General features: G+C 66.5%; 19 protein-coding genes and 1 tRNA gene. 12 read left to right on the top strand and 8 right to left on the bottom strand.

Annotated elements, in window-relative coordinates:
- Nucleotides 1-152 precede the first annotated feature (152 nt).
- Nucleotides 153-491 carry a hypothetical protein gene (locus QM701_RS20995; RefSeq protein WP_415168939.1) on the bottom strand — a complete coding sequence of 113 codons (339 nt, stop codon included), beginning with the start codon at nt 489-491 and terminating at the stop codon, nt 153-155.
- 274 nt (nt 492-765) lie between these two features.
- Here QM701_RS20995 and QM701_RS20990 point away from each other — a divergent pair, with 274 nt between their 5' ends.
- Together QM701_RS20990 and QM701_RS20985 are read left to right on the top strand one after the other, a co-directional pair.
- Nucleotides 766-1,668, top strand: a complete 903-nt coding sequence (locus QM701_RS20990; protein ID WP_415168938.1) for a DMT family transporter — start codon at nt 766-768, stop codon at nt 1,666-1,668.
- A 164-nt stretch (nt 1,669-1,832) separates the two neighbouring features.
- Complete coding sequence (locus QM701_RS20985) at nt 1,833-2,801, top strand: hypothetical protein (RefSeq protein ID WP_415168937.1); 969 nt, start codon at nt 1,833-1,835, stop codon at nt 2,799-2,801.
- A gap of 96 nt (nt 2,802-2,897) precedes the next feature.
- Here QM701_RS20985 and ppdK read toward each other — a convergent pair whose 3' ends face one another.
- The 3 genes from ppdK to ispD form a co-directional block, all read right to left on the bottom strand.
- Entirely contained in the window at nt 2,898-5,624 is a 2,727-nt protein-coding gene (gene ppdK / locus QM701_RS20980; protein WP_415168936.1) for a pyruvate, phosphate dikinase, read from the bottom strand.
- A 216-nt stretch (nt 5,625-5,840) separates the two neighbouring features.
- Entirely contained in the window at nt 5,841-6,323 is a 483-nt protein-coding gene (gene ispF / locus QM701_RS20975; RefSeq protein ID WP_415168935.1) for a 2-C-methyl-D-erythritol 2,4-cyclodiphosphate synthase, read from the bottom strand.
- On the bottom strand, nt 6,320-7,009 hold the full coding sequence (gene ispD / locus QM701_RS20970) for a 2-C-methyl-D-erythritol 4-phosphate cytidylyltransferase (RefSeq protein ID WP_415168934.1): 690 nt from the start codon (nt 7,007-7,009) through the stop codon (nt 6,320-6,322). The genes ispF and ispD overlap by 4 nt, the downstream gene beginning before the upstream one ends.
- A gap of 98 nt (nt 7,010-7,107) precedes the next feature.
- Between ispD and amrB the strand changes: the two genes are divergently transcribed.
- Genes amrB through QM701_RS20950 form a run of 4 tightly spaced genes read left to right on the top strand, consistent with a single transcriptional unit; the run spans nt 7,108 to nt 10,254 of the window.
- Complete coding sequence (amrB, locus tag QM701_RS20965; protein ID WP_415168933.1) at nt 7,108-7,929, top strand: AmmeMemoRadiSam system protein B; 822 nt, start codon at nt 7,108-7,110, stop codon at nt 7,927-7,929.
- On the top strand, nt 7,919-8,467 hold the full coding sequence (amrA, locus tag QM701_RS20960; protein WP_415168932.1) for an AmmeMemoRadiSam system protein A: 549 nt from the start codon (nt 7,919-7,921) through the stop codon (nt 8,465-8,467). Before amrB ends, amrA begins: the two co-directional genes overlap by 11 nt.
- Complete coding sequence (gene amrS, locus QM701_RS20955) at nt 8,464-9,564, top strand: AmmeMemoRadiSam system radical SAM enzyme (protein ID WP_415168931.1); 1,101 nt, start codon at nt 8,464-8,466, stop codon at nt 9,562-9,564. Before amrA ends, amrS begins: the two co-directional genes overlap by 4 nt.
- 6 nt (nt 9,565-9,570) lie before the next feature.
- Nucleotides 9,571-10,254, top strand: a complete 684-nt coding sequence (locus QM701_RS20950; protein ID WP_415168930.1) for a hypothetical protein — start codon at nt 9,571-9,573, stop codon at nt 10,252-10,254.
- A 33-nt stretch (nt 10,255-10,287) separates the two neighbouring features.
- Here the strand turns inward: QM701_RS20950 and QM701_RS20945 are convergent, their stop codons facing one another.
- Genes QM701_RS20945 through QM701_RS20930 form a run of 4 tightly spaced genes read right to left on the bottom strand, consistent with a single transcriptional unit; the run spans nt 10,288 to nt 12,644 of the window.
- A complete protein-coding gene (locus QM701_RS20945; protein WP_415168929.1) occupies nt 10,288-10,917 on the bottom strand; it encodes a DUF799 domain-containing protein in 630 nt (209 codons plus the stop codon).
- The gene (locus tag QM701_RS20940; RefSeq protein WP_415168928.1) at nt 10,914-11,291 is read right to left on the bottom strand and encodes a DUF4810 domain-containing protein; all 378 of its coding nucleotides are present in this window, start codon (nt 11,289-11,291) and stop codon (nt 10,914-10,916) included. The genes QM701_RS20945 and QM701_RS20940 overlap by 4 nt, the downstream gene beginning before the upstream one ends.
- Before the next feature lie 19 nt (nt 11,292-11,310).
- Entirely contained in the window at nt 11,311-11,646 is a 336-nt protein-coding gene (locus QM701_RS20935) for a hypothetical protein (protein WP_415168927.1), read from the bottom strand.
- Entirely contained in the window at nt 11,643-12,644 is a 1,002-nt protein-coding gene (locus QM701_RS20930) for a CsgG/HfaB family protein (RefSeq protein ID WP_415168926.1), read from the bottom strand. The genes QM701_RS20935 and QM701_RS20930 overlap by 4 nt, the downstream gene beginning before the upstream one ends.
- Nucleotides 12,645-12,954: 310 nt before the next feature.
- Here QM701_RS20930 and mfd point away from each other — a divergent pair, with 310 nt between their 5' ends.
- The 6 genes from mfd (at nt 12,955) to thrS (ending at nt 21,133) form a co-directional block, all read left to right on the top strand.
- The gene (gene mfd / locus QM701_RS20925; protein ID WP_415168925.1) at nt 12,955-16,368 is read left to right on the top strand and encodes a transcription-repair coupling factor; all 3,414 of its coding nucleotides are present in this window, start codon (nt 12,955-12,957) and stop codon (nt 16,366-16,368) included.
- A complete protein-coding gene (locus tag QM701_RS20920) occupies nt 16,365-17,462 on the top strand; it encodes a 3-deoxy-7-phosphoheptulonate synthase (protein ID WP_415168924.1) in 1,098 nt (365 codons plus the stop codon). The genes mfd and QM701_RS20920 overlap by 4 nt, the downstream gene beginning before the upstream one ends.
- A gap of 25 nt (nt 17,463-17,487) precedes the next feature.
- Entirely contained in the window at nt 17,488-18,720 is a 1,233-nt protein-coding gene (locus tag QM701_RS20915) for a DUF1015 domain-containing protein (protein WP_415168923.1), read from the top strand.
- Between the two features lie 61 nt (nt 18,721-18,781).
- Complete coding sequence (locus tag QM701_RS20910; RefSeq protein ID WP_415168922.1) at nt 18,782-18,943, top strand: hypothetical protein; 162 nt, start codon at nt 18,782-18,784, stop codon at nt 18,941-18,943.
- Nucleotides 18,944-19,085: 142 nt separating this feature from the next.
- Nucleotides 19,086-19,162 (top strand) — tRNA-Val (locus tag QM701_RS20905).
- Nucleotides 19,163-19,216: 54 nt separating this feature from the next.
- Nucleotides 19,217-21,133: a threonine--tRNA ligase gene (thrS, locus tag QM701_RS20900; RefSeq protein WP_415168921.1), complete on the top strand. Its 1,917-nt coding sequence runs from the start codon at nt 19,217-19,219 to the stop codon at nt 21,131-21,133.
- Nucleotides 21,134-21,146 lie beyond the last annotated feature (13 nt).

The raw sequence follows: 21,146 nt of genomic DNA, 5'->3' as shown, positions 1-21,146 counted from the left end.
ACGCTGGCCGTCGGGCCGCCGATCGCGGCGCTGTTCGCCCGGCCGTTCCTCGCGGCCGCTGCGCATCCGGGCGGCGATCGCCCTCGCCTACGGCTTGCCGTGCGGCTGACGCGGCGCGGCGAAGTACGATTCAGTGCCCGCGCAAACCGGGATCAACGGCCGGAACGCCGATCGAACGAGTCGTCCGCGCTGCGCGTCCACTTGTCCCGATCCGTCATTTTCTCGGGTTGCAGCATGGCGTGGATCAGCGACAGGCGAAACAGTTCGCGCGCCACGTCGTCCGGAAAGCCTTGCCGGTCGTTGCGGTCGGTCACCAGCAGGCTGTTCAGGTAGGCGTCCCCCTCGGCGTGGCCCCACAGGAGGACCAGCCGGGCAAAGATGCGCGGGAAATGCCGTTCGACCTGGTGCGGATAGGCATCCGCGTTCTCGCCGAGGTTGGCCAGCATTTTCTCCCGCAGCGTCGGAATGTCGAAATTGCTTGTGTCATCCATTCTTTACCTCCCGTCATATAAGATGATTATTGATTATCTTGTTGGAATTGACCAGCTTTTTTATCATGACGGAATCAAACAAATCGCGGACGTCATCCGGCGCCCTCCTTCTCCGCGGGAAAACGGCAAGGCCGGGAGAAAATCGCGCCTGCCGATCCCCTTTTTTCGCGGCCCCGGCCCGCCATGCCGGAAGCACTCCGCTCGCCGCGATTGACCCGGAACGCGCCGCTCGCCGATACTTCCGGTTTGACTATCGCCCGTACGCCCAAGCCCAATGACCCACAGCCGCGCCGTCGCCCTGATGATCCTGGTCACCCTGATGTGGAGCATCGCCGGGGTCGTCACCCGCCAGCTGGACGCGGCGCCGGCATTCGAGGTCAATTTCTGGCGCAGCCTGTGCAACGCCGCCGGCCTGTTCATGGCGCTGAGCGCCATGCGCGGGCCGGATTTCCTGCGCGGCCTGGCGGCCGCCCGCTGGCCGGTCTGGGTGTCGAGCCTGTGCTGGGCGGCGATGTTCACCGCCTTCATGATCGCCTTGACGCTGACCACGGTAGCCAACGTGCTGGTCACCCTGGCCGTCGGGCCGCTGATCACGGCGCTGTTCGCCCGGCTGTTCCTCGGCCACCGGCTGCCGCTGCGCACCTGGGCGGCGATCGCCCTGGGCGGCGCCGGCATCGCCTGGATGTTCGGCCGGGAGGCCGCCGCCGGGGCGTCGCTGACCGGTTCGCTGGTGGCCTTCACCGTGCCGGTCGCCGCGGCGATCAACTGGACGCTGCTGCAATCGATCGCCGGCGAGAGCGCCGACGATGGAGCGAAGCCGCCCGACATGCTGCCGGCGATCCTGGTCGGCGCGCTGCTCTCGGCCTTCCTCACCCTGCCCTTCGCCTGGCCGCTGCAGGCGTCCCTGCACGACGTCGCGCTGCTGGCCCTGCTCGGCGTGGTGCAGCTGGCGATTCCCTGCCTGCTGGTAGTGCGCCTGTCGCGCGAACTGCCGGCCGCCGAAATCGCGCTGCTCGGGCTGCTCGAAGTCCTGTTCGGCGTCACCTGGGCGTGGCTGGGCGCCGGCGAGCAGCCGTCCCCGGCCACGCTGACCGGCGGCTGCCTGGTCATCGCGGCGCTGATTCTCAACGAAATGCTCGCCATCCGGCAAAAGCGCGCGGCGCTGGCGCCGCCCTGAGTGTCTTGCGAGCGCAACAGCTTGCCCGCCCCACGCGCGCGCCGGCGCTCCGAATCGGGATCGCGCTCCTCAATCGACGTACAATCCGCCGGATTCGCTTGCGGGGCGGAAAAACGTGCCTCGCAAGGCTACGCACCACGGATTCTCAGGAAACGGCACACGCCATGAACGAAGACCTTTCGGCCAAGAACCTGCTTCCCGACGATTGCCCCGCCGAAGGCACGCGCCGCATCATCGATGGGCGCGAACGGGTTTTTTACGACGGCTACTGGATCAGGACCTACCCGACCCCGGCCAACTCGCTGACCGCCAAGAAACGCCTGATCGAGGCCCTGACCCGGCGCCTCTTCAACCATACCGAGCACGGGCTGAACATCCCCGGCACGCGCCTGGCGGAAGCGCGCCAAAGGTACGAGGAGGAAACCGACCCGGCCCTGAAGCGCGTCAAGGCCGGCATGCTGGCCGGCGCGCTGTTCAACCGGGCGACGGACATTTTCCGCAACCTCGTCGATCTGCAGGCGTGCGGCGTCGAGATCAAGAGCAGCGATGCCCTGATGCGCGAATGCGGGCGCTGCCTGCTCGAAGCCATGGAACTCGGGCGCTTCGTCCTGCACCGCAGCGGCGAGGAAGGCATCGACGAACTGTGGGGCGAGCCCTTCCGCGCCTTCACGGCGCCGATCGAGGAGTTCTACGAGAGCCGCTACATCAAGATCGGCCAGACCAAGCGCGACATCGACCGGATCGCCGACACCATGGTCGATACGTTCGCCAAGGTGCCGGCCTTCGCGCAGATCGAACCGCTGATCCGCGTCTTCGCGCGCGCGGCGCGCATCAAGACGGAAACCCTGCGCACCGATCCGGACATTTTCGACGTCTGGCCGCAGTTGGTGACCGCCGGCGAGCGGCTGGCCAATTTCGCGCCGGACGAAAGCGCCGGGGCGACCCCGGGCGTCTCCGACGGGCACGGCGTTTCGGACGGCCTGCAGCTGATCCGCGCCGGACGCGACCTGATCTTCTTCATCACCCGCGCCCGCACGCCGATGCCCAAGAGCACCCAGGAATACGTCGAGCGCTGCGGCGTCTATCTGGAGACGGGACGCGCGCCGACCGCTCCCACGCCGTTGCCGGCCTGACGCCGGCGCTTCCCTGCCGACGCCCCCCGCATAGAAAAACCCCGCCGGTTCGCTGAACCGGCGGGGTTTCGTTTTACTCCAGCGAGATGCCGCCGCTTACTTGGCGTTGGTGATGGCGGCCTGCGCGGCGGCCAGGCGCGCGATCGGCACGCGGAACGGCGAGCAGCTCACGTAGTCGAGGCCAGCGCGGTGGAAGAATTCCACCGAGGCCGGATCGCCGCCGTGTTCGCCGCAGACGCCGAGCTTGATGGCCGGACGCACCGAACGGCCCTTGTTGACGCCCATCTTGACCAGTTGGCCGACGCCCTTCTGGTCGATCGACTGGAACGGGTCCTGCTCGTACATGCCGGCCTTCAGGTAATGCGGCAGGAATTTGCCCACGTCGTCGCGCGAGAAGCCGAGCGTCATCTGCGTCAGGTCGTTGGTGCCGAACGAGAAGAACTCGGCCTGCTTGCCGATGCTGTCGGCGACCAGCGCGCCGCGCGGCGTCTCGATCATCGTGCCGACCATGAATTCGACGGTCGAACCGCGCTCGGCGAACACCGCCTCGGCCGTGTCGCGGATCACCTTGGCCTGCGAGTTGAACTCGCGCACCGTGCCGACCAGCGGGATCATGATCTCGACCTTCGGGGTGATGCCCTGCGCCTTGACGTTGAGCGCCGCCTCGAAGATGGCGCGCGCCTGCATCTCGGTGATTTCCGGATAGGTGATGCCGAGACGGCAGCCGCGGTGGCCCATCATGGGGTTGGCTTCGTGCAGGTCGTTGACGCGGTGCTTGATGCCCTCGTAGGTCAGGCCCATCTCGATGGCCATTTCGCGCTGGTTGACGTCGTCGTGCGGCAGGAACTCGTGCAGCGGCGGGTCGAGCAGACGGATGGTGACGGGCAGGCCGTCCATGGCCGTGAAGATTCCTTCGAAGTCGCTGCGCTGCATCGGCAGCAGCTTGGCCAGCGCGCGGCGGCGGCCTTCCTCGTCGCGGGCCAGGATCATCTCGCGCACGGCCTTGATGCGGTCGCCTTCGAAGAACATGTGCTCGGTACGGCACAGGCCGATGCCGACGGCGCCGAAATTACGCGCCACGCGGGCGTCTTCCGGCGTGTCGGCGTTGGCGCGCACGGCCAGCTTCTTGTAGCGTTCGGCAATGTCCATCAGCTTGCCGAAGTCGCCCGACAGGTCCGCGTCCTTGGTCGGGATCTTGCCTTCATAGACCAGGCCGGTCGATCCGTCGAGCGAGATCCAGTCGCCTTCCTTGTACACCTTGCCGTCGATGGTCATCGTGCGGGCCCGCGGATCGACGCGGATGGCGCCAGCGCCGGAGACGCAGCACTTGCCCATGCCGCGCGCCACCACGGCGGCGTGCGAGGTCATGCCGCCGCGGGCGGTCAGGATGCCCTTGGCCGCGGCCATGCCGCGCAGGTCTTCCGGCGAGGTTTCCTGGCGCACCAGGATGACGTCGAGCCCGTTCTGCACCCATTGCTCGGCTTCGTCGGCGAAGAACACGATCTGGCCGGTCGAGGCGCCCGGCGAGGCCGGCAGGCCGTTGGCGATGGAACGCGCGCTCTTGATCGCGGCGCGGTCGAACACCGGGTGCAGCAGTTCGTTCAGACGGTCCGGCGAGACGCGCAGGACGGCGGTCTTCTCGTCGATCATGCCCTGTTCGAGCATTTCCATCGCCACGCGCACCATGGCCGCGCCGGTCCGCTTGGCGGAGCGGGTCTGCAGCATCCACAGCTTGCCTTCCTGGATGGTGAACTCGATGTCCTGCATGTCCTTGTAGTGGTTTTCCAGCGCCGTTTCCGTCTTCAGCAGCTGCTGGTAGATCTCCGGCATCAGCTCTTCCATCGACGGATACTTGGTGCGGCGATCGTCTTCGCTGACCTGCGCCAGCTGCGCCCAGCGGCGCGAGCCTTCGAGGGTGATCTGCTGCGGCGTGCGGATGCCGGCCACGACGTCCTCGCCCTGGGCGTTGACCAGGAACTCGCCGTTGAAGATGTCCTCGCCCACGGCGGCGTCGCGCGTGAAGGCCACGCCGGTGCCGCTCTTGTCGCCGAGATTGCCGAACACCATCGACTGGACGTTGACCGCGGTGCCCCAGGAGTCGGGAATGTCGTTCATCTTGCGGTAGAGCTTGGCGCGGTCGTTGTTCCAGCTTTCGAACACGGCCATGATGGCGCCCCACAGCTGCTCCCACGGGTCGCTCGGGAATTCGCGGTCGAGACGCTTGGCGATCAGCGCCTTGAACTCGGCGACCATGTGCTTGAGGTCGTCGACGCCGAGCTGCGTGTCGAGCTCGACGCCCTTCTTTTCCTTGATCTCGTCGATGATTTCCTCGAACGGATCGTGGTCTTCCTTGGAGACCGGCTTCAGGCCCATGACCACGTCGCCGTACATCTGGATGAAGCGGCGGTAGGAGTCCCAGGCAAAGCGTTCATTGCCCGACTTGGCGGCGAGGCCCTTGACCGCTTCCTCGTTGAGGCCGAGGTTGAGGATGGTGTCCATCATGCCCGGCATGGAGGCGCGCGAGCCGGAGCGCACGGAGACCAGCAGCGGGTCGGCGGCGTTGCCGAACTTCTTGCCCATTTCCTTCTCGATGAAGGCCACGCCTGCGAGGACTTCGGCCTCGATCAGCTTGCGCACGGCATCGGCGCCCTGCTCGGTATAGACGGTACAGACTTCGGCGCTGATGGTCAGGCCCGGCGGAACGGAGATGCCCAGGCGGCACATTTCGGCGAGGTTGGCACCCTTGCCGCCCAGGGTGTTTTTCATATCGGCGGCGCCGTCGGTCCGCGACGGACCGAACACATAAACGGATTTATTCGACATATCTACCCCAATCAACGGACAAACAACGAAAAACGGCTCGATCGGGCAATCGGGGTGGTGCCGTCGCCCTGCCTCGCCAACGATTGTTAGTTTCTTCTGAGCCCGCGATTCTAGCAGAAATCCGCCGTCCAGCCTGTGGATTCCCGGCCTATCTTTCTGATTTTGCTGGCAATTGGATAAATGGCCTGACCAGTTGCCGGCGCCCTTCGGACCGCCTCAGCCGGCGTCGCGTTCGATCAGCGCCACGGCCTCGGTCGAGATGCCTTCCTCCCGCCCCACGAAACCCAGTTTTTCGGCGGTCTTGGCCTTCACGTTCACCCGCTCCGCCGGAATGCCGAGATCGTCGGCGATCACCGCGACCATGCGCGGAATGTGCGGGGCCATCTTCGGCCGCTGCGCGTTGATCGTCGCATCGACGTTCACGATGCGCCAGCCGGCCGCCGCCAGTCGGTCCCGCACTGCGCGCAGGAGGACGCGGCTGTCCGCATCGAGGTAGCGCGCGTCCGTGTCCGGGAACAGCCGGCCGATGTCGCCCATGCCCGCCGCGCCGAGCAGCGCGTCGATGATGGCGTGCAGCAGCACGTCGGCGTCGGAATGGCCGAGCAGGCCGAGTTCGTGGGGAATCTCGACGCCGCCGATGATCAGCTTGCGCCCGGCCACCAGCGCGTGGATGTCGCAGCCCTGCCCGATCCGGATCATGAGTTCCTCGCCTTGAGCACCAGTTCGGCCAGTTCGAGATCGGCCGGATAGGTCACCTTGAAATTGGTCGCGTCCGCCCGCACCAGCAAGGGCCGGCAGCCCAGCGCTTCGAGCGCGCCGGCCTCGTCGGTGACTGCCTGCCGGCCGTCCAGCGCCCGCCGCAGCAGGCCGTAGCGGAACATCTGCGGCGTCTGCGCCTGCCACAGCCCGTCGCGTGCTTCGGTCGCCGCCACCCGCTGCCCGGCATCGGCGCGCTTCAAGGTGTCCGCCACCGGCACCGCCAGCAGGCCGCCGACCGGATCGTCCCGCAAGGCCTCGCACAGGGCGGCGAGCAGCGCCTGGGACAGGCCGGGCCGCGCCGCGTCGTGCACCAGCATCCAGTCGTCCTCCGCCACGATTTCCCCGACGGCGCGCAGGCCGTTCGCCACGCTCTCGGCGCGCGTCGCCCCGCCGCAGCGCAGCACCTCCAGCTTCGCGCCGAGGCCCGACCAGTCGTACGTCTCCCACCAGGCGTCGCCGGGCGAGAGGATCACCCACACCCGCTCGATGCGCTCGCAGCGGCACAGGGCGGCCAGCGCGTGGTGGATCATCGGCCGGCCCGCCAGGGGCAGGTATTGCTTGGGGATTTCCGCACCGAAACGGGCGCCGTTTCCGGCGGCGGGGACGAGGGCGTAATGTCGTGGCATCGGCGAATTCTAGCCGAAAGCGGGGCGCGTCCGCGTCGATCGACGCGCCTTGCCACGCTTCCAACGCTTTCATATAGTGAAGCGAAAGGAGCACCGCCATGAGCATCCAACTCCGCCCCGCCGCCGTCGCCGGCATGTTCTACCCCGATTCACCGAGCCGGCTGAGCCGCGAGATCGCGGCCATGCTCGCCGACGCCGCAGGCAAGGCGGAGGAGTGTCCCAAGGCGATCATCGTGCCGCACGCCGGCTACGTCTATTCCGGACCGATCGCGGCCAGCGCCTTCGCCACGCTGGCGAGCCGGCGGCACGCCATCCACCGCGTCGTGCTGCTCGGCCCGACGCATCGCGTCGCCGTGCGCGGACTGGCGCTGCCGGACTGCGACGCCTTCGCCACGCCGCTCGGCAGCGTCCCGATCGACCGGCCGGCGGCCGAGGCGATCCTCGACCTGCCGCAGGTCGTGGTCAGCGGCCCGGCACACCGCCAGGAGCACTCGCTGGAGGTCGAGATCCCGTTCCTGCAGGTGGTCCTCGCCGAGTTCTCGCTGCTGCCGATCGCGGTCGGCGAAGCGTCGCCGGACGCCGTGGCCGAAGTGCTCGACCGCCTGTGGGGCGGGCATGAGACGCTGATCGTGATCAGCTCGGACCTGTCGCACTACCTGCCCTACGAGGACGCGCGCCAGATCGACGCCGGCACGGCCGGCCAGATCGGCAAGCTCGACCCGATGATCAACCATTACCAGGCCTGCGGCGCGACGCCGGTCAACGGCCTGCTGCTGGCCGCCCGCAAGCACGGCCTGCAGGTGCGCCAGCTGGATCTGCGCAATTCGGGCGATACCGCCGGCGACCGCCTGCAGGTCGTCGGCTACGGGGCCTTCGCCTTCTTCGAAGCCAATCCGGGAGCACAGCGCCATGTCCATTGACCCGCTCGGCCACGCCCTGCTGACCATCGCCCGCAACGCCATCGAAAAGGAGTTCGGCATGAAGGCGCGCACGGTGACCGCGCATCCCGATCTCGCCAGGCCGGCCGCCACCTTCGTCACGCTGACCCAGCAAGGCCAGCTGCGCGGCTGTATCGGCAGCCTCGAAGCGCGCCGCCCGCTGGCCACGGACGTCGCCGACAACGCGCTCGCGGCGGCCTTCCGCGACCCGCGCTTTCCGCCCCTGCGGCAGGGCGAACTGGATCAGACGCGCGTCGAGGTTTCCCTGCTCGACACGCCGGAACCGTTACAATTCGCCGACGAGGCCGAGGCGCTCGCCCGGCTGTGCCCGGGCGTCGACGGGCTGATCCTGAATTGCGGACACCATCGCGCCACCTTCCTGCCGCAGGTCTGGGAATCGCTGCCGACACCGCCGCTGTTCCTGGAACACCTCAAGCTCAAGGCCGGGCTGCCGGCGGATTTCTGGAGCCCGCAACTGACGCTCGCCCGCTACGGGGTGCAAAAATGGAAAGAGACATGAAGTCGCCCGAATCCACCCATCCGGCCCGCTGGTGGCATCCCCTGCCCGCCGAGGCGGGCAAGCCCGAACGCATCCAGTGCGACCTCTGCCCGCGCGACTGCAAGCTCCACGCCGGCCAGCGCGGCGCCTGCTTCGTGCGGCAGAACGTCAACGGCCGGATGATCCTGACCACCTACGGCCGCTCGTCCGGCTTCTGCATCGATCCGATCGAAAAGAAGCCGCTCAACCACTTCTATCCCGGCTCGTCGGTACTCTCCTTCGGCACGGCGGGCTGCAACCTCGCCTGCAAGTTCTGCCAGAACTGGGACATCTCCAAGTCGAAGGACATGGACCGCCTGATGGACGCCGCCAGCCCGGAAGGCATCGCCGGCGCGGCGCTGGCCTACGGCGCGCAATCGGTGGCCTTCACCTACAACGACCCGGTGATCTTCGCCGAATACGCCATCGACACGGCCGAAGCCTGCCGCCAGCGCGGCGTCAAGACCGTGGCCGTCACCGCCGGCTACATCCACCCGGCGCCGGCGCGGGAATTCTATGCCGTGATGGACGCCGCCAACGTCGACCTCAAGGCGTTCACCGATGCGTTCTACGTCAAGCTATGCGGCGCCCGCCTGAGGCCGGTGCTGGACACGCTCTCCTACATCCACCATGAAACCGACTGCTGGCTGGAGATCACTACGCTGCTGATTCCGGGGCAGAACGACTCGCCGGCGGAAATCAAGGCGCTGGCGCGCTGGGTGGAAAGCGAACTGGGGCCGGAAGTGCCGCTGCATTTCTCCGCCTTCCACCCGGACTGGAAAATGGACGACCTGCCGCCCACGCCGCCCACCACGCTGACGCTGGCCCGCAACATCGCCATGGACGCCGGGCTGCATTACGTCTACACGGGCAACGTGCACGACACCGAAGGCGACACCACCTTCTGCCCGACGTGCCACGCCGCGCTGATCGTGCGCGACTGGTACGCGATCCGCCATTACGACCTGCCGGAGGACGGCTGCTGCCCGCACTGCCAGACCCGGATCGCGGGCCACTACGGAAAATTCGGCAAGCCGTTCGGCTCGCACCGCATCCCGGTTCGCCTGGCGCGCAGGTAGGCCGCCGTGCTCGACTTCACCCCGGACGGCATCGGCATTCCCGTCTCGGTCCGTTCCGAGCACGGCCTGCTGTATGGCGAACTCGCCACGCTGCCGGACTCGCCGGGGCTCGTCGTCCTCGCCCACGCGGCGATGGCGCTCGACCAGAAGGACAAGCTGCTGGCCGGCCAATTCCGGCGCGCCGGCCTGTCGACCCTCGGCGTCAACCTGCTGGCGCACCAGGAGGAGCATTTCCCCGACGTGCACAACAACGTGCCCCTGCTGGCCAAGCGGCTGGTCGACTTCCTCGGGCTGCTCAAGAACCGCATGCAGATGGGCGAGCTGCGGCAACAGCCGATCGGCCTGTTCGCCGCCAACGCCACCTCGCCGGTCGCCGTCCGCGTCGCCGCGCTGCGCGACCACGACATCGCGGCGGTCGTCTGCCGCGACGGGCTGATCGACTTGGCCGGGGTGCTCTACCTGCGCTCGCTCGAATCGCCGCTCCTGCTGCTCAACGAGGAAAGCGACACGCAGCACATCGCCAGCAACCGCCGCGCGCTGCAGGAAGTCTCCTGCCGCAAGGAGCTCAGACTCATCCCCGACATCGGCGTCGATTACGCCGTCTCGGCCGGTATCGCGACCTGCCTGCGCGAGGCGACGGAATGGTTCGCGGAGAATTTCGGCACACCGGAACGGCGAGAAGCAGAGTAGCCCTTCGCCTGCCCGACGCGCGGCGGAATCGTCTTATTTCTTCTTTTCTTCCCTGTAAGGCCCGTTCGGGAAGGCCCCAGCGCCGTAGAAGGCGCGGCTGTTGGCCTGCCGGGTCAACGGCATGTAGTTCGGCGCGGCCCGTGCAACGGCGGCATTGATCAAGGCGCCGATGAGTCCTCCGGAGTTGTTGTCCGGCGTGTAAACGAGTCTCTGCCAGTCCTGCCAGATTTCAGTACCGTCCCGGCTGACCATCTTGTAGCCGATCTCGACGGTCACCTGCGTGGAAATGACTATGTACTGTGCGTCCCAGCGGTTGATGGTCACATACAGGATGGCGTCGGCATCGAACATCTTGGCCAGGCTTTCAGCGGGCATATCCCGAATCCGCTCGCCTTCGTAATAGCCTTCCTGCTCCAGCACATACTTGGTCGTATTGACCGGGAAGACGTAGTAGCCCTTTTCGGCGACCGGCACCGGCAGTGCGGAGAGGACGTAATTCGGCGCATCGACGTCGAGGGACTTGTTGACCACCGGCACGATCAGGATCGAGCGCGGCGCGCTGGCCGTGAACGCGCTCAAGTCCTTCTTGGCCGGTTGCGTCACGCAGCCCGTCAGGAGCAGCGTCGCGAGCAACGCCGCCAGCAGCAAAGCCATCTTGCTCATTTGGCCACCTCTTCCTGAACCGCCGGGGTTTTCTGGCGTTCGAGATTCTGGATCAGCGCGCTCATCAGGCCCCTGCTTTCCGGCCAGGCATCGCGCTCCTTGCGGTACATCGACAACGCCTCGTCCGCAGAGCCCGCCTGCAGATAAAGCGTGCCCAGTTCGGCATACAGTCCGGGCGCCACTTTCTGGTTGTTCCGCTCGATCTGAGCGATGAGTTCCCGCAAGCCGACGGTCAGCTCTTCGACCTTGGCCGGGTCCTTGTAGGACGCGTAAAGCAGACCTTCATACTCCCCCCATTGGTACTGGCGTGTCGTCGTTGTCGCGCACCCCGATAGCAGCAATGCCGCCAGCAGCCCTGCAAATAGTGGTTTCACCCTGTTTTCCCCTGTTTTTCTATTTGATCAAGAAAGAACGATTCACTCCGTCACCGATATAGACCTTCTCGTCAAGCAGGATCGCTCCGCCCGACACCACCTGGATGCGATGATTGCCCGACAGAATCCGCAAGGCGGACTGCCCGGCCTGATAGTCGGCGACCGTGCCCATGTCCAAGCCGTCCACGATGACGCGGCCCGACAATCCGCCTTCTGCTTCGACCCGGAAGGAAATCGCCGGCCGCATGTCCGTCACGCCCGCTTTTTCCGTGGGCATCTGCGTACAACCGGCCAGTACCAGGCAAGCAAGCGACAGGCCGATGGCAAGAATCCGAAAATATAGAGCGTTCATCATTTGCCTCCTTCGAACCGTATGATCAGCTGTTCGGGCTTGTAGCCTTCGAGCGATCCTGAAACCAGCGTCGCGACAGAACCTTCGTTGAGTTCGTTATCGCCGAAACTCGACTCGACGCGAATTTGCGCCAATCGGCGTCCGGGCAGCGTCACCTCGGCGCCGGTCTGCGGCGACTTCATCCTTTCACCCTGGGTTTCGATCGAAAACACCATGTCGGGCCTGATCCCCTGGCTCTTTCCTCCGCCGATGAAGACCTGCCGGCCTTCCGACTTCAGGATGTAGGTGCGCCAGGGACGCCCGGCCATCTCCTTGGAAAGCCTGTTGATGGCTTCCGAGACGGCTTGGCGGATCGCCGAGTCGTTCAGGGTTCCGTCGTAACCGGCCTGCGATCCGAAGCCGAAAGTCGATGCCGTCTCGGTCGATGCCTCGCCGGCGCCGGACGTGGCGAAGAATACTTGCCCGGTCGCGACGTCAACCACGCGGATGTCCACCTTGGCGAAGGCGACCTGGCGCTTGCTGGAAGAAACGAAGCCGCTTTCTCCGACCGTCTTGCGCCCGAACTCCGTCAGCGAACCGATGATCAGCGCATCGACACCGACCAGATTCAGCTTGCCGCCGGTCATCTGGCTTTCCGCCTGCAGGCGGGTGATGTCCGGCCGCTCGAACACGAGATACGCGCCTGTCTCGGTCAACGCCTTGCTCATCAGGTCGGTGACCTGTTTACCCAAAGGATCGCCGTGGTTGTCGCGCAGCAGTGAGCGGCCATAGACCGTCTCGTTGGTAATCCTGCCCAAGGCGATTTTGTGCTTGAGCGTCGGCGCGGCAGGAGTTTCCGCATTCACCGCCTGCTGCGCGGCGCGCTGCGCGGCGACGGGCTGGGGCGCTTCCTTTTGTGTCACAGGAGGCGTCTGTATGGCGCATCCGGAAAGCGCGAATGCCGCGCCGGCAATTCCCAATCGCAACACCGCCGTGATGACGGTTCCGGATCGCACCACCATGAGCAAGCTCCTTCAGGCCAAGGGATAAAAGGCCGCCATTCTATACAACACGGCGACATAACTCCACCCACCTTGCTTACCCTGGATGGGAGGACGGTTGCTTCCCTCTTCGCGCGGGGTGCGGCGAGACCGTTTTAGGAAGCCGCGGCATGGCCGATGCCGACGAGATACGCAGGGAATGCGGCTGTCTCCGGCAACGCCTCCCTTCCGTTTTTCCCGGATAATAACGGTTTCCCCGCTTCGTCCGATCGTCGCCGTGCCTGCCGCCAGTCCAACACTCCTCCGTTCAGCAAATCCGGTTGTTGCAGCATTGTCCCTCGCCCTCCCCGCCTGGAAACCCGGCGATCGCGTCCAATTGCCGCCCTGTTCCGGCTCCTCCGACGCCCTGCTCGTGGCGCAACTGGCCACCGAGGGAAAAGGGTTGCTGGCGGTGGTGGCCGCCAGCGCGGGCGACGCCCAGCGCCTGCTCGACGAGATTCCCTGGTTCGCCCCCGGCCTGCGCGTACGCCTGCTGCCGGACTGGGAGACGCTACCCTACGACAGTTTTTCCCCGCACCACGACCTCGTTTCGGAACGGCTGGCCACGCTGTACAGCGTCATGCGCGGCGAATGCGACGTGCTGCTGGTGCCCGCCTCGACGGCCGCCTACCGCTTCGCGCCGCCCTCGTATCTCGCGGCGTACACCTTCTTCCTGAAGCAGGGCGACCGGCTCGACGCCGAGGCCTTCCGCGCCCAGATGACGCTGGCCGGCTACACGCACGTCTCCAACGTCGTCTCGCCCGGCGAATACTCGGTCCGCGGCGGCCTCGTCGACCTCTACCCGATGGGCTCGGCGCTGCCCTACCGCATCGACCTGTTCGACGACGAGATCGAGAGCGTCAAGACCTTCGACGTCAACACGCAGCGCACGCTCTACCCGGTGCCGGAAATCCGCCTGCTGCCGGCGCGCGAATTCCCGATGGACGAAAAGGGGCGCGCGCATTTCCGCCAGCGCTTCCGCGAGGCGTTCGAGGGCGACCCGGCGAAATCCGGCATCTACAAGGACGTGTCGAGCGGCATTCCGTCCGCCGGTATCGAATACTGGCTGCCGCTGTTCTTCGACACGACCGCGACGCTGTTCGACTACCTGCCGAAGGAGGCTGCGCTCTGCCTGCTCGGCGACGTGCCGGCGGCGCTGCGCGACTTCTGGCGCGACGCCCGTTCGCGCCACGAGATGCTCTCCGGCGAGAAGAGCCGCCCGCTGCTGGCGCCCGGCGAGCTCTTCCTCGACGAGGAGGCGTTTTTCCTGGCCGCCAGGCCCCACGCGCGGCTGCTCCTCGCCAAGGGCGACGGCGGTCCGACCGCCGCCGTCCCGCTGGTTGCGGTCGACCGCCGCGCCGACGATCCGCTCGCCCGGCTCAAGTCGTTCATCGACACCTTCGCCGGCCGCATCCTGCTGCTCGCCGAATCGGCCGGCCGCCGCGAGACGCTTGCCGGCCTCTTCGCCGAATACGGCATCAAGCCGAGCGCCAGCGCGGACCTGGCGGGCTTCCTCGCCGGCGACAGCCGGCTGGCGCTCGGCGTCGCCCCGCTGCACGAGGGCTTCCTGCTCGACGGGCTGGCCTTCGTCACTGAGGCCGAGCTCTACGCCGGCAGCCCGGCGCGGCGCACCCGCCACGCTGGGCAGAAGAAGGCCTCGCTCGACAACTGGCTGCGCGACCTGACCGAACTCAAGGTCGGCGATCCGGTGGTGCACGAGCAGCACGGCATCGGCCGCTACCAGGGCCTGATCCACATGGACCTCGGCGAAGGCGACACCGAATTCCTCGAACTGCACTACGCCGACGATGCCAAGCTCTACGTGCCGGTCTCGCAACTGCACGTCATTTCGCGCTATTCGGGCGCCGACCCGGACGCCGCGCCGCTGCACACGCTCGGCTCGCAGCAGTGGGAAAAGGCCAAGAAGAAAGCGGCGTTGCAGGCGCACGACACGGCCGCTGAACTGCTCGCGCTCTACGCCCGCCGCGCGGCGCGGCAGGGCCACGCCTTCGAGTTCACCGCGCGCGACTACGAGGCGTTCGCCGACGGCTTCGGCTTCGAGGAAACGCCGGACCAGGCCGCCGCCATCGCCGCGGTCATCGAGGACATGCAGGCCGGCAAGCCGATGGACCGCCTGGTCTGCGGCGACGTCGGCTTCGGCAAGACCGAGGTCGCGCTGCGCGCCGCCTTCTGCGCCGTCGCCGGCGGTAGGCAGGTCGCCGTGCTGTGCCCGACCACCCTGCTTTGCGAACAGCATTTCCAGACCTTCAGCGACCGTTTCGCCGACTGGCCGGTGAAGATCGCCGAACTGTCGCGTTTCAGGACCGCCAAGGAAACGACGCAGGCGCTCAAGGATCTGGCCGACGGCAAGGTCGACATCGTCATCGGCACGCACAAGCTGCTGCAAAAGGACGTGCGCTTCGACCGCCTGGGCCTGGTCATCATCGACGAGGAACACCGCTTCGGCGTGCGCCAGAAGGAAACGCTGAAGGCCTTGCGCGCCGAGGTCAACGTGTTGACGCTGACCGCCACGCCGATCCCGCGCACGCTGGGCATGTCGCTCGAAGGGCTGCGCGACTTTTCGGTGATCGCCACCGCGCCGCAGAAGCGGCTGGCGATCAAGACCTTCGTCTCGCGCTTCTCCGACGGCATCATCCGCGAGGCGCTGCTGCGCGAATTCAAGCGCGGCGGCCAGGTGTACTTCCTGCACAACGAGGTCGAGACGATCGAGAACATGCGGGAAAAACTCGCCAAGCTGCTGCCCGAGGCGCGCGTCGTCGTCGGCCACGGCCAGATGAACGAGCGCGAGCTCGAACGCGTGATGCGCGACTTTACCCAGCAGCGCGCCAACCTGCTGCTGTGCACTACGATCATCGAGACCGGCATCGACAACCCGCACGCCAACACCATTGTCATCAACCGTGCCGACAAGTTCGGCCTCGCCCAGTTGCACCAGTTGCGCGGCCGCGTCGGCCGCTCGCACCACCAGGCCTACGCCTACCTGCTCACCCACGCCGACGCGGACGGCACCTCCGGGCTGACCAAGCAGGCGAGGCAGCGGCTCGAAGCCATCCAGATGATGGACGAGCTCGGCGCCGGCTTCTACCTCGCCATGCACGACCTAGAGATTCGCGGCGCCGGCGAGATCCTCGGCGAAAACCAGTCGGGCTCGATGCAGGAGATCGGCTTCAACCTGTACACCGAGATGCTCAACCGCGCCGTCAGCGCATTGCGCCAGGGCAAGGAGCCGGACCTCCTGCAACCGCTCGGCATCGCCACCGAGATCAACCTGCACACCCCCGCGCTGCTGCCCGACGACTACGCGCCCGACGTGCACGAGCGCCTCACCCTTTACAAGCGCCTGGCCAACTGCGACGCGGTCGACGACATCACTGCCCTGCAGGAAGAACTTGTCAACCGCTTCGGCGAACTGCCGCCGCAGGCCCAGTCGCTGCTCGAAAGCCACCGCCTGCGCCTGCTCTGCCGGCCGCTCGGCATCGTCAAGCTGGATGCCGCGTCAACACAGGTCACCGTGCAGTTCGAGCCGAAGCCACCGATCGAGCCCATCGTCATCATCAATCTGATCCAGAAGAACCGGAACTACCGGCTCGCCGGACAGGATAAACTGTCGCTCACCCGCAACTGCCCGACGCTGGCCGACCGTGTCGCCGCCGTCAAGGAAATGATGAAGCAACTGAAGCCATGACCTCCTCCGCCCCGAACCACGTTGCCGCGACCGGCATCGAGAACGTCAACGTCACCGACTTCGACCCGATGCCCTCGCCCGAGGAAACGCATGCGCGCGTACCGCTGTCCGAGCCGGCCGCGCGGGTCGTGATGCGCGGGCGGGAAGCCCTGCGCGACATCCTCGACCGGCAGGACCCGCGCCTGTTCGCCGTGGTCGGCCCCTGCTCGATCCACGACCCGGCGGCCGGCCTCGACTACGCGCGGCGGCTGAAAAAACTGGCCGACGAACTGGCCGACGCGCTCCTGCTCGTCATGCGCGTCTACTTCGAGAAGCCGCGCACCACCACCGGCTGGAAAGGCTTCATCAACGATCCCGACATGGACGACTCGTTCAACGTCGCCAAGGGCATGGAGCTGGCGCGCAAGTTCCTGCGCGACGTCGCGGAAATCGGCCTGCCGGCCGGCACCGAAGCCCTCGACCCCATTTCGCCGCAATACCTCGGTGATCTCGTGGCGTGGACCGCCATCGGCGCCCGCACCTCCGAATCGCAGACGCACCGCGAAATGGCCTCCGGCCTGTCCACGCCGGTCGGCTTCAAGAACGGCACCAACGGCGACGTCGGCATCGCGGTCAACGCCATCCTCTCCGCCTCGCGGCCGCACAGCTTCCTCGGCATCAGCGGCGAGGGGCGCACCGCCATCGTGCGCACCCGCGGCAACCGCCACGGCCACGTCGTGCTGCGCGGCGGCGACGGCCGCCCCAACTACGACACGGTCAGCGTGCGCATCGCCGAGCAGGCGCTGACCAAGGCCGGCCTCCCGGCCAACATCGTGGTCGACTGCTCGCACGCCAACAGCTACAAGGACCCCGAGCTGCAGGCGCTGGTCCTGTCCGACGTGGTGAACCAGATCCGCTACGGCAACACCTCGCTGGTCGGCGTGATGATCGAATCCAACCTGGTCGGCGGCAACCAGCCGATTCCCAAGAACCCCGCGCTGCTCCGCTACGGCTGCTCGGTCACCGACGCCTGCGTCGACTGGGACACCACGGAACGGATGCTGCGCGACGCCGCCGCCGTGCTGCGCGCCGTGCGGCCGCAACGAATCCAATGACCCTGCCCATCGAGGAGACTTACCCATGCGCCCGCTGATCCGCCCCTTCACCGCGCTGCGTCCGCGCCCCGAACACGCCGCCGCCGTCGCCGCGCCGCCCTACGACGTGCTGTCCAGCGACGAAGCCCGCGCGCGCGCCGCCGGCAAGCCGTATTCCTTCCTGCACATCTCCAAGGCCGAAATCGACCTGCCGCCCGAGGTCGACCACTACGCGCCCGAGGTCTACGCCAAGTCGGCCGAGAACCTGAAAAAGCTGATCGCCGACGGCATCCTGATGCGCGAGGCCGCGCCCTGCTACTACGCCTACCGGCTGGTCATGGGCACGCACACGCAGACCGGGCTGATCGCCGCCGCCTCGGTCGAGGCGTATGACGCCAACCGCATCAAGAAGCACGAATTCACCCGCCCGGACAAGGAGGACGACCGCGTGCGCCAGATCGAGGCGCTCAACGCCCAGACCGGCCCGGTCCTGCTCGCCCATCCGGACAGCGACGAAGCCGAGCGCCTGGTCGCCGCGGCCACCGCCGGCACGCCGATCGCCGATCTCACCGCCGACGACGGCATCAAACACACGCTCTGGCGCATCGACGACGCGGCGGCGATCGCCTGCATCGGCGCGGTGATCGACGCCATGCCCGCCCTCTACATCGCCGACGGCCATCACCGTTCCGCCGCCGCCTCGCGCGTGGCTGCTGCCCGGCGCGGCACGGGCGCCCCGGATTCGGCCGAGTACTTCCTGGCCGTCATCTTCCCCGCCCGCCAGATGCGCATCCTCGACTACAACCGCGTGGTGCGCGACCTCAACGGCCTGTCCGCCGACGCCTTCCTGAAAGCCGTCGGCGAACGCTGCACCGTTACGCCGTCCGCGTCCCCGGTCACGCCCGAGCGCAGCGGGACGTTCGGCCTGTATCTCGATAAGCGCTGGTACCACCTCGCCATCCGGCCGGAACTGGTGCCCGCCGACGACCCGGTGCGCCGCCTCGACGTCTCGGTGCTGTCCGAGCAGATCCTCGAACCGATCCTGGGCATCGCCGACCTGCGGCGCGACACGCGCATCGACTTCGTCGGCGGCATCCGCGGCCTGCCGGAACTCGAACGGCGGGTGAACAGCGGCGAGATGGCCTTGGCCTTCGCCATGTACCCGACGCAGCTCGCCGAACTGATGTCCGTCGCCGACGCCGGACAGATCATGCCGCCCAAATCCACCTGGTTCGAACCCAAGCTCGCCGACGGCCTCGCCTCGCACGTCCTCGACTGAGCGCCGCCCTGGCATCCTTATTGCTCCTTTTCGTCTGCCATCAGACGAAAAGGAGCATCTCATGGAAGCCGAAGCCCTACTTTCCCTCATGACGCTCGGGGCCGTCGCCCCGTATGCCCTGGAAGCCTTGCTCCGCCGGCTCGGACGTACGCTCAGGACCATTCTTGGTGCATACGCACCAGCATGGTTCCGTCTTCAGGAAAACGACATCCGTTCGGCATGACGGGTAGCGCCTGCCCGGCCCAAAACGCACGTTCCGTGCGGCCGCCGGCCCCGGATGTTTTTCAGGCAAAACGTTGACTTGCCCCGGAACCGACGTATAATGCGGGCCTTCTTCGTTGTCGCAGGCAGCTCGGCGACACTGAAGGCGCGTAGCTCAGCTGGTTAGAGCACCACCTTGACATGGTGGGGGTCGTTGGTTCGAGTCCAATCGCGCCTACCAAATTTCCGAAAGCCAGAGCGAGTCTCTGGCTTTCTTTGTTTCTGGGGTTGCAAGATGCCGGTCATTACACTGCCTGATGGTTCCCGACGGGAGTTCGATCACCCCGTCACGATCGCCGAAATCGCCCAAAGCATCGGCCCCGGCCTGGCCAAGGCCGCCCTGGCCGGCAAGGTCGACGGCCGGCTGGTCGACACCAGCCACCTCGTCGACACCGACGTCGCGCTCGGCATCGTCACCGACAAGGACCCCGAGGGTGTCGACATCATCCGTCACTCGACGGCGCACCTGCTGGCCTACGCGGTCAAGGAACTGTTCCCCGAGGCGCAGGTGACCATCGGCCCGGTCGTCGAAAACGGCTTCTACTACGACTTCGCCTTCAAGCGCCCGTTCACGCCCGAGGATCTCGCCGCCATCGAGAAACGCATGGCCGAACTCGCCAAGAAGGACATCCCGGTGACGCGCGAAGTCTGGGAGCGCGACCAGGCGACGGCCTTCTTCAAGTCGATCGGCGAGCACTACAAGGCCGAACTGATCGCCGCGATCCCGGCAGGCGAGACGGTTTCGCTCTACCGCGAAGGCGATTTCATCGACCTCTGCCGCGGCCCGCACGTCCCCTCCACCGGCAAGCTCAAGGTCTTCAAGCTGATGAAGGTGGCCGGCGCCTACTGGCGCGGCGACCACCGCAACGAGCAGCTCCAGCGCATCTACGGCACGGCCTGGGCCAGGAAGGACGAGCAGGACGCCTACCTGACCATGCTCGAGGAAGCCGAGAAGCGCGACCATCGCCGCCTCGGCCGCCAGCTCGACCTCTTTCACCTGCAGGACGAAGCGCCCGGCATGGTGTTCTGGCACCCCAAGGGCTGGGCCGTCTGGCAGCAGGTCGAGCAGTACATGCGCCGCGTCTACCAGGACAACGGCTACCTGGAAGTGAAGTGTCCGCAGATCGTCGACCGCACGTTGTGGGAAAAGACCGGGCACTGGCAGAACTACCGGGAGAACATGTTCACCACCGAATCGGAAAAGCGCGACTACGCGATCAAGCCGATGAACTGCCCCGGCCACATCCAGGTCTTCAACACCGGCCTGCGCAGCTACCGCGACCTGCCGCTGCGCTACGGCGAATTCGGCTCGTGCCATCGCAACGAACCGTCCGGCGCCCTGCACGGCATCATGCGCGTGCGCGGCTTCACCCAGGACGACGGCCACATCTTCTGCACCGAGGACCAGATCCAGTCCGAGGTGACCGCATTCAACGCCCTGGTGCGCAAGGTCTACGCCGACTTCGGCTTCCACGACATCGTGGTCAAGCTCGCGCTGCGGCCGGAAAAGCGCATCGGCGAGGACGAAGTCTGGGACAAGGCCGAGACCGCGCTGCGCGAAGGACTGAAAGCCTCCGGCCTGGCCTGGGACGAACTGCCCGGCGAAGGCGCGTTCTACGGACCGAAGATCGAGTTCCACATCAAGGACGCGATCGGCCGCTCCTGGCAGTGCGGCACCATCCAGGTCAACTTCTCGATGCCCAAGCGCCTCGACGCCGAGTACGTCGGCGAGGACAACGCCCGCCACACGCCGGTCATGCTGCACCGGGCGATCCTCGGTTCGCTCGAACGCTTCATCGGCATCCTCCTCGAAAACTACGCCGGCGCCCTGCCGCTGTGGCTGGCGCCCGTGCAGGCCGTCGTGCTGAACATCTCCGAAAAGCAGGCCGGATACGCCGAGAACGTTGCAAAAACGCTACGCGCCGCGGGCTTCCGGACCGAATGCGATTTGCGGAACGAGAAAATAACCTATAAAATACGGGAACATAGCTTGCACCGGCTGCCTTATCAGATCGTCGTCGGCGATAAGGAAATGGCAGCCGACTTGGTTGCCGTGCGTACACGCGGCGGTCAGGATCTCGGACAGATGACCCTTGAGATGCTGATCGGGCGGCTTCAGCAGGAAGTCGCCGCGCGAAGTGGCACGGCTTAATTTTTTGTCGGAA

The sequence above is a fragment of the Propionivibrio sp. genome (assembly GCF_047602565.1).
Taxonomy (GTDB): domain Bacteria; phylum Pseudomonadota; class Gammaproteobacteria; order Burkholderiales; family Rhodocyclaceae; genus Propionivibrio.
Note: the sequence above shows the minus strand (reverse complement) of the source record. Positions and strands in the feature narration are given on the sequence as shown.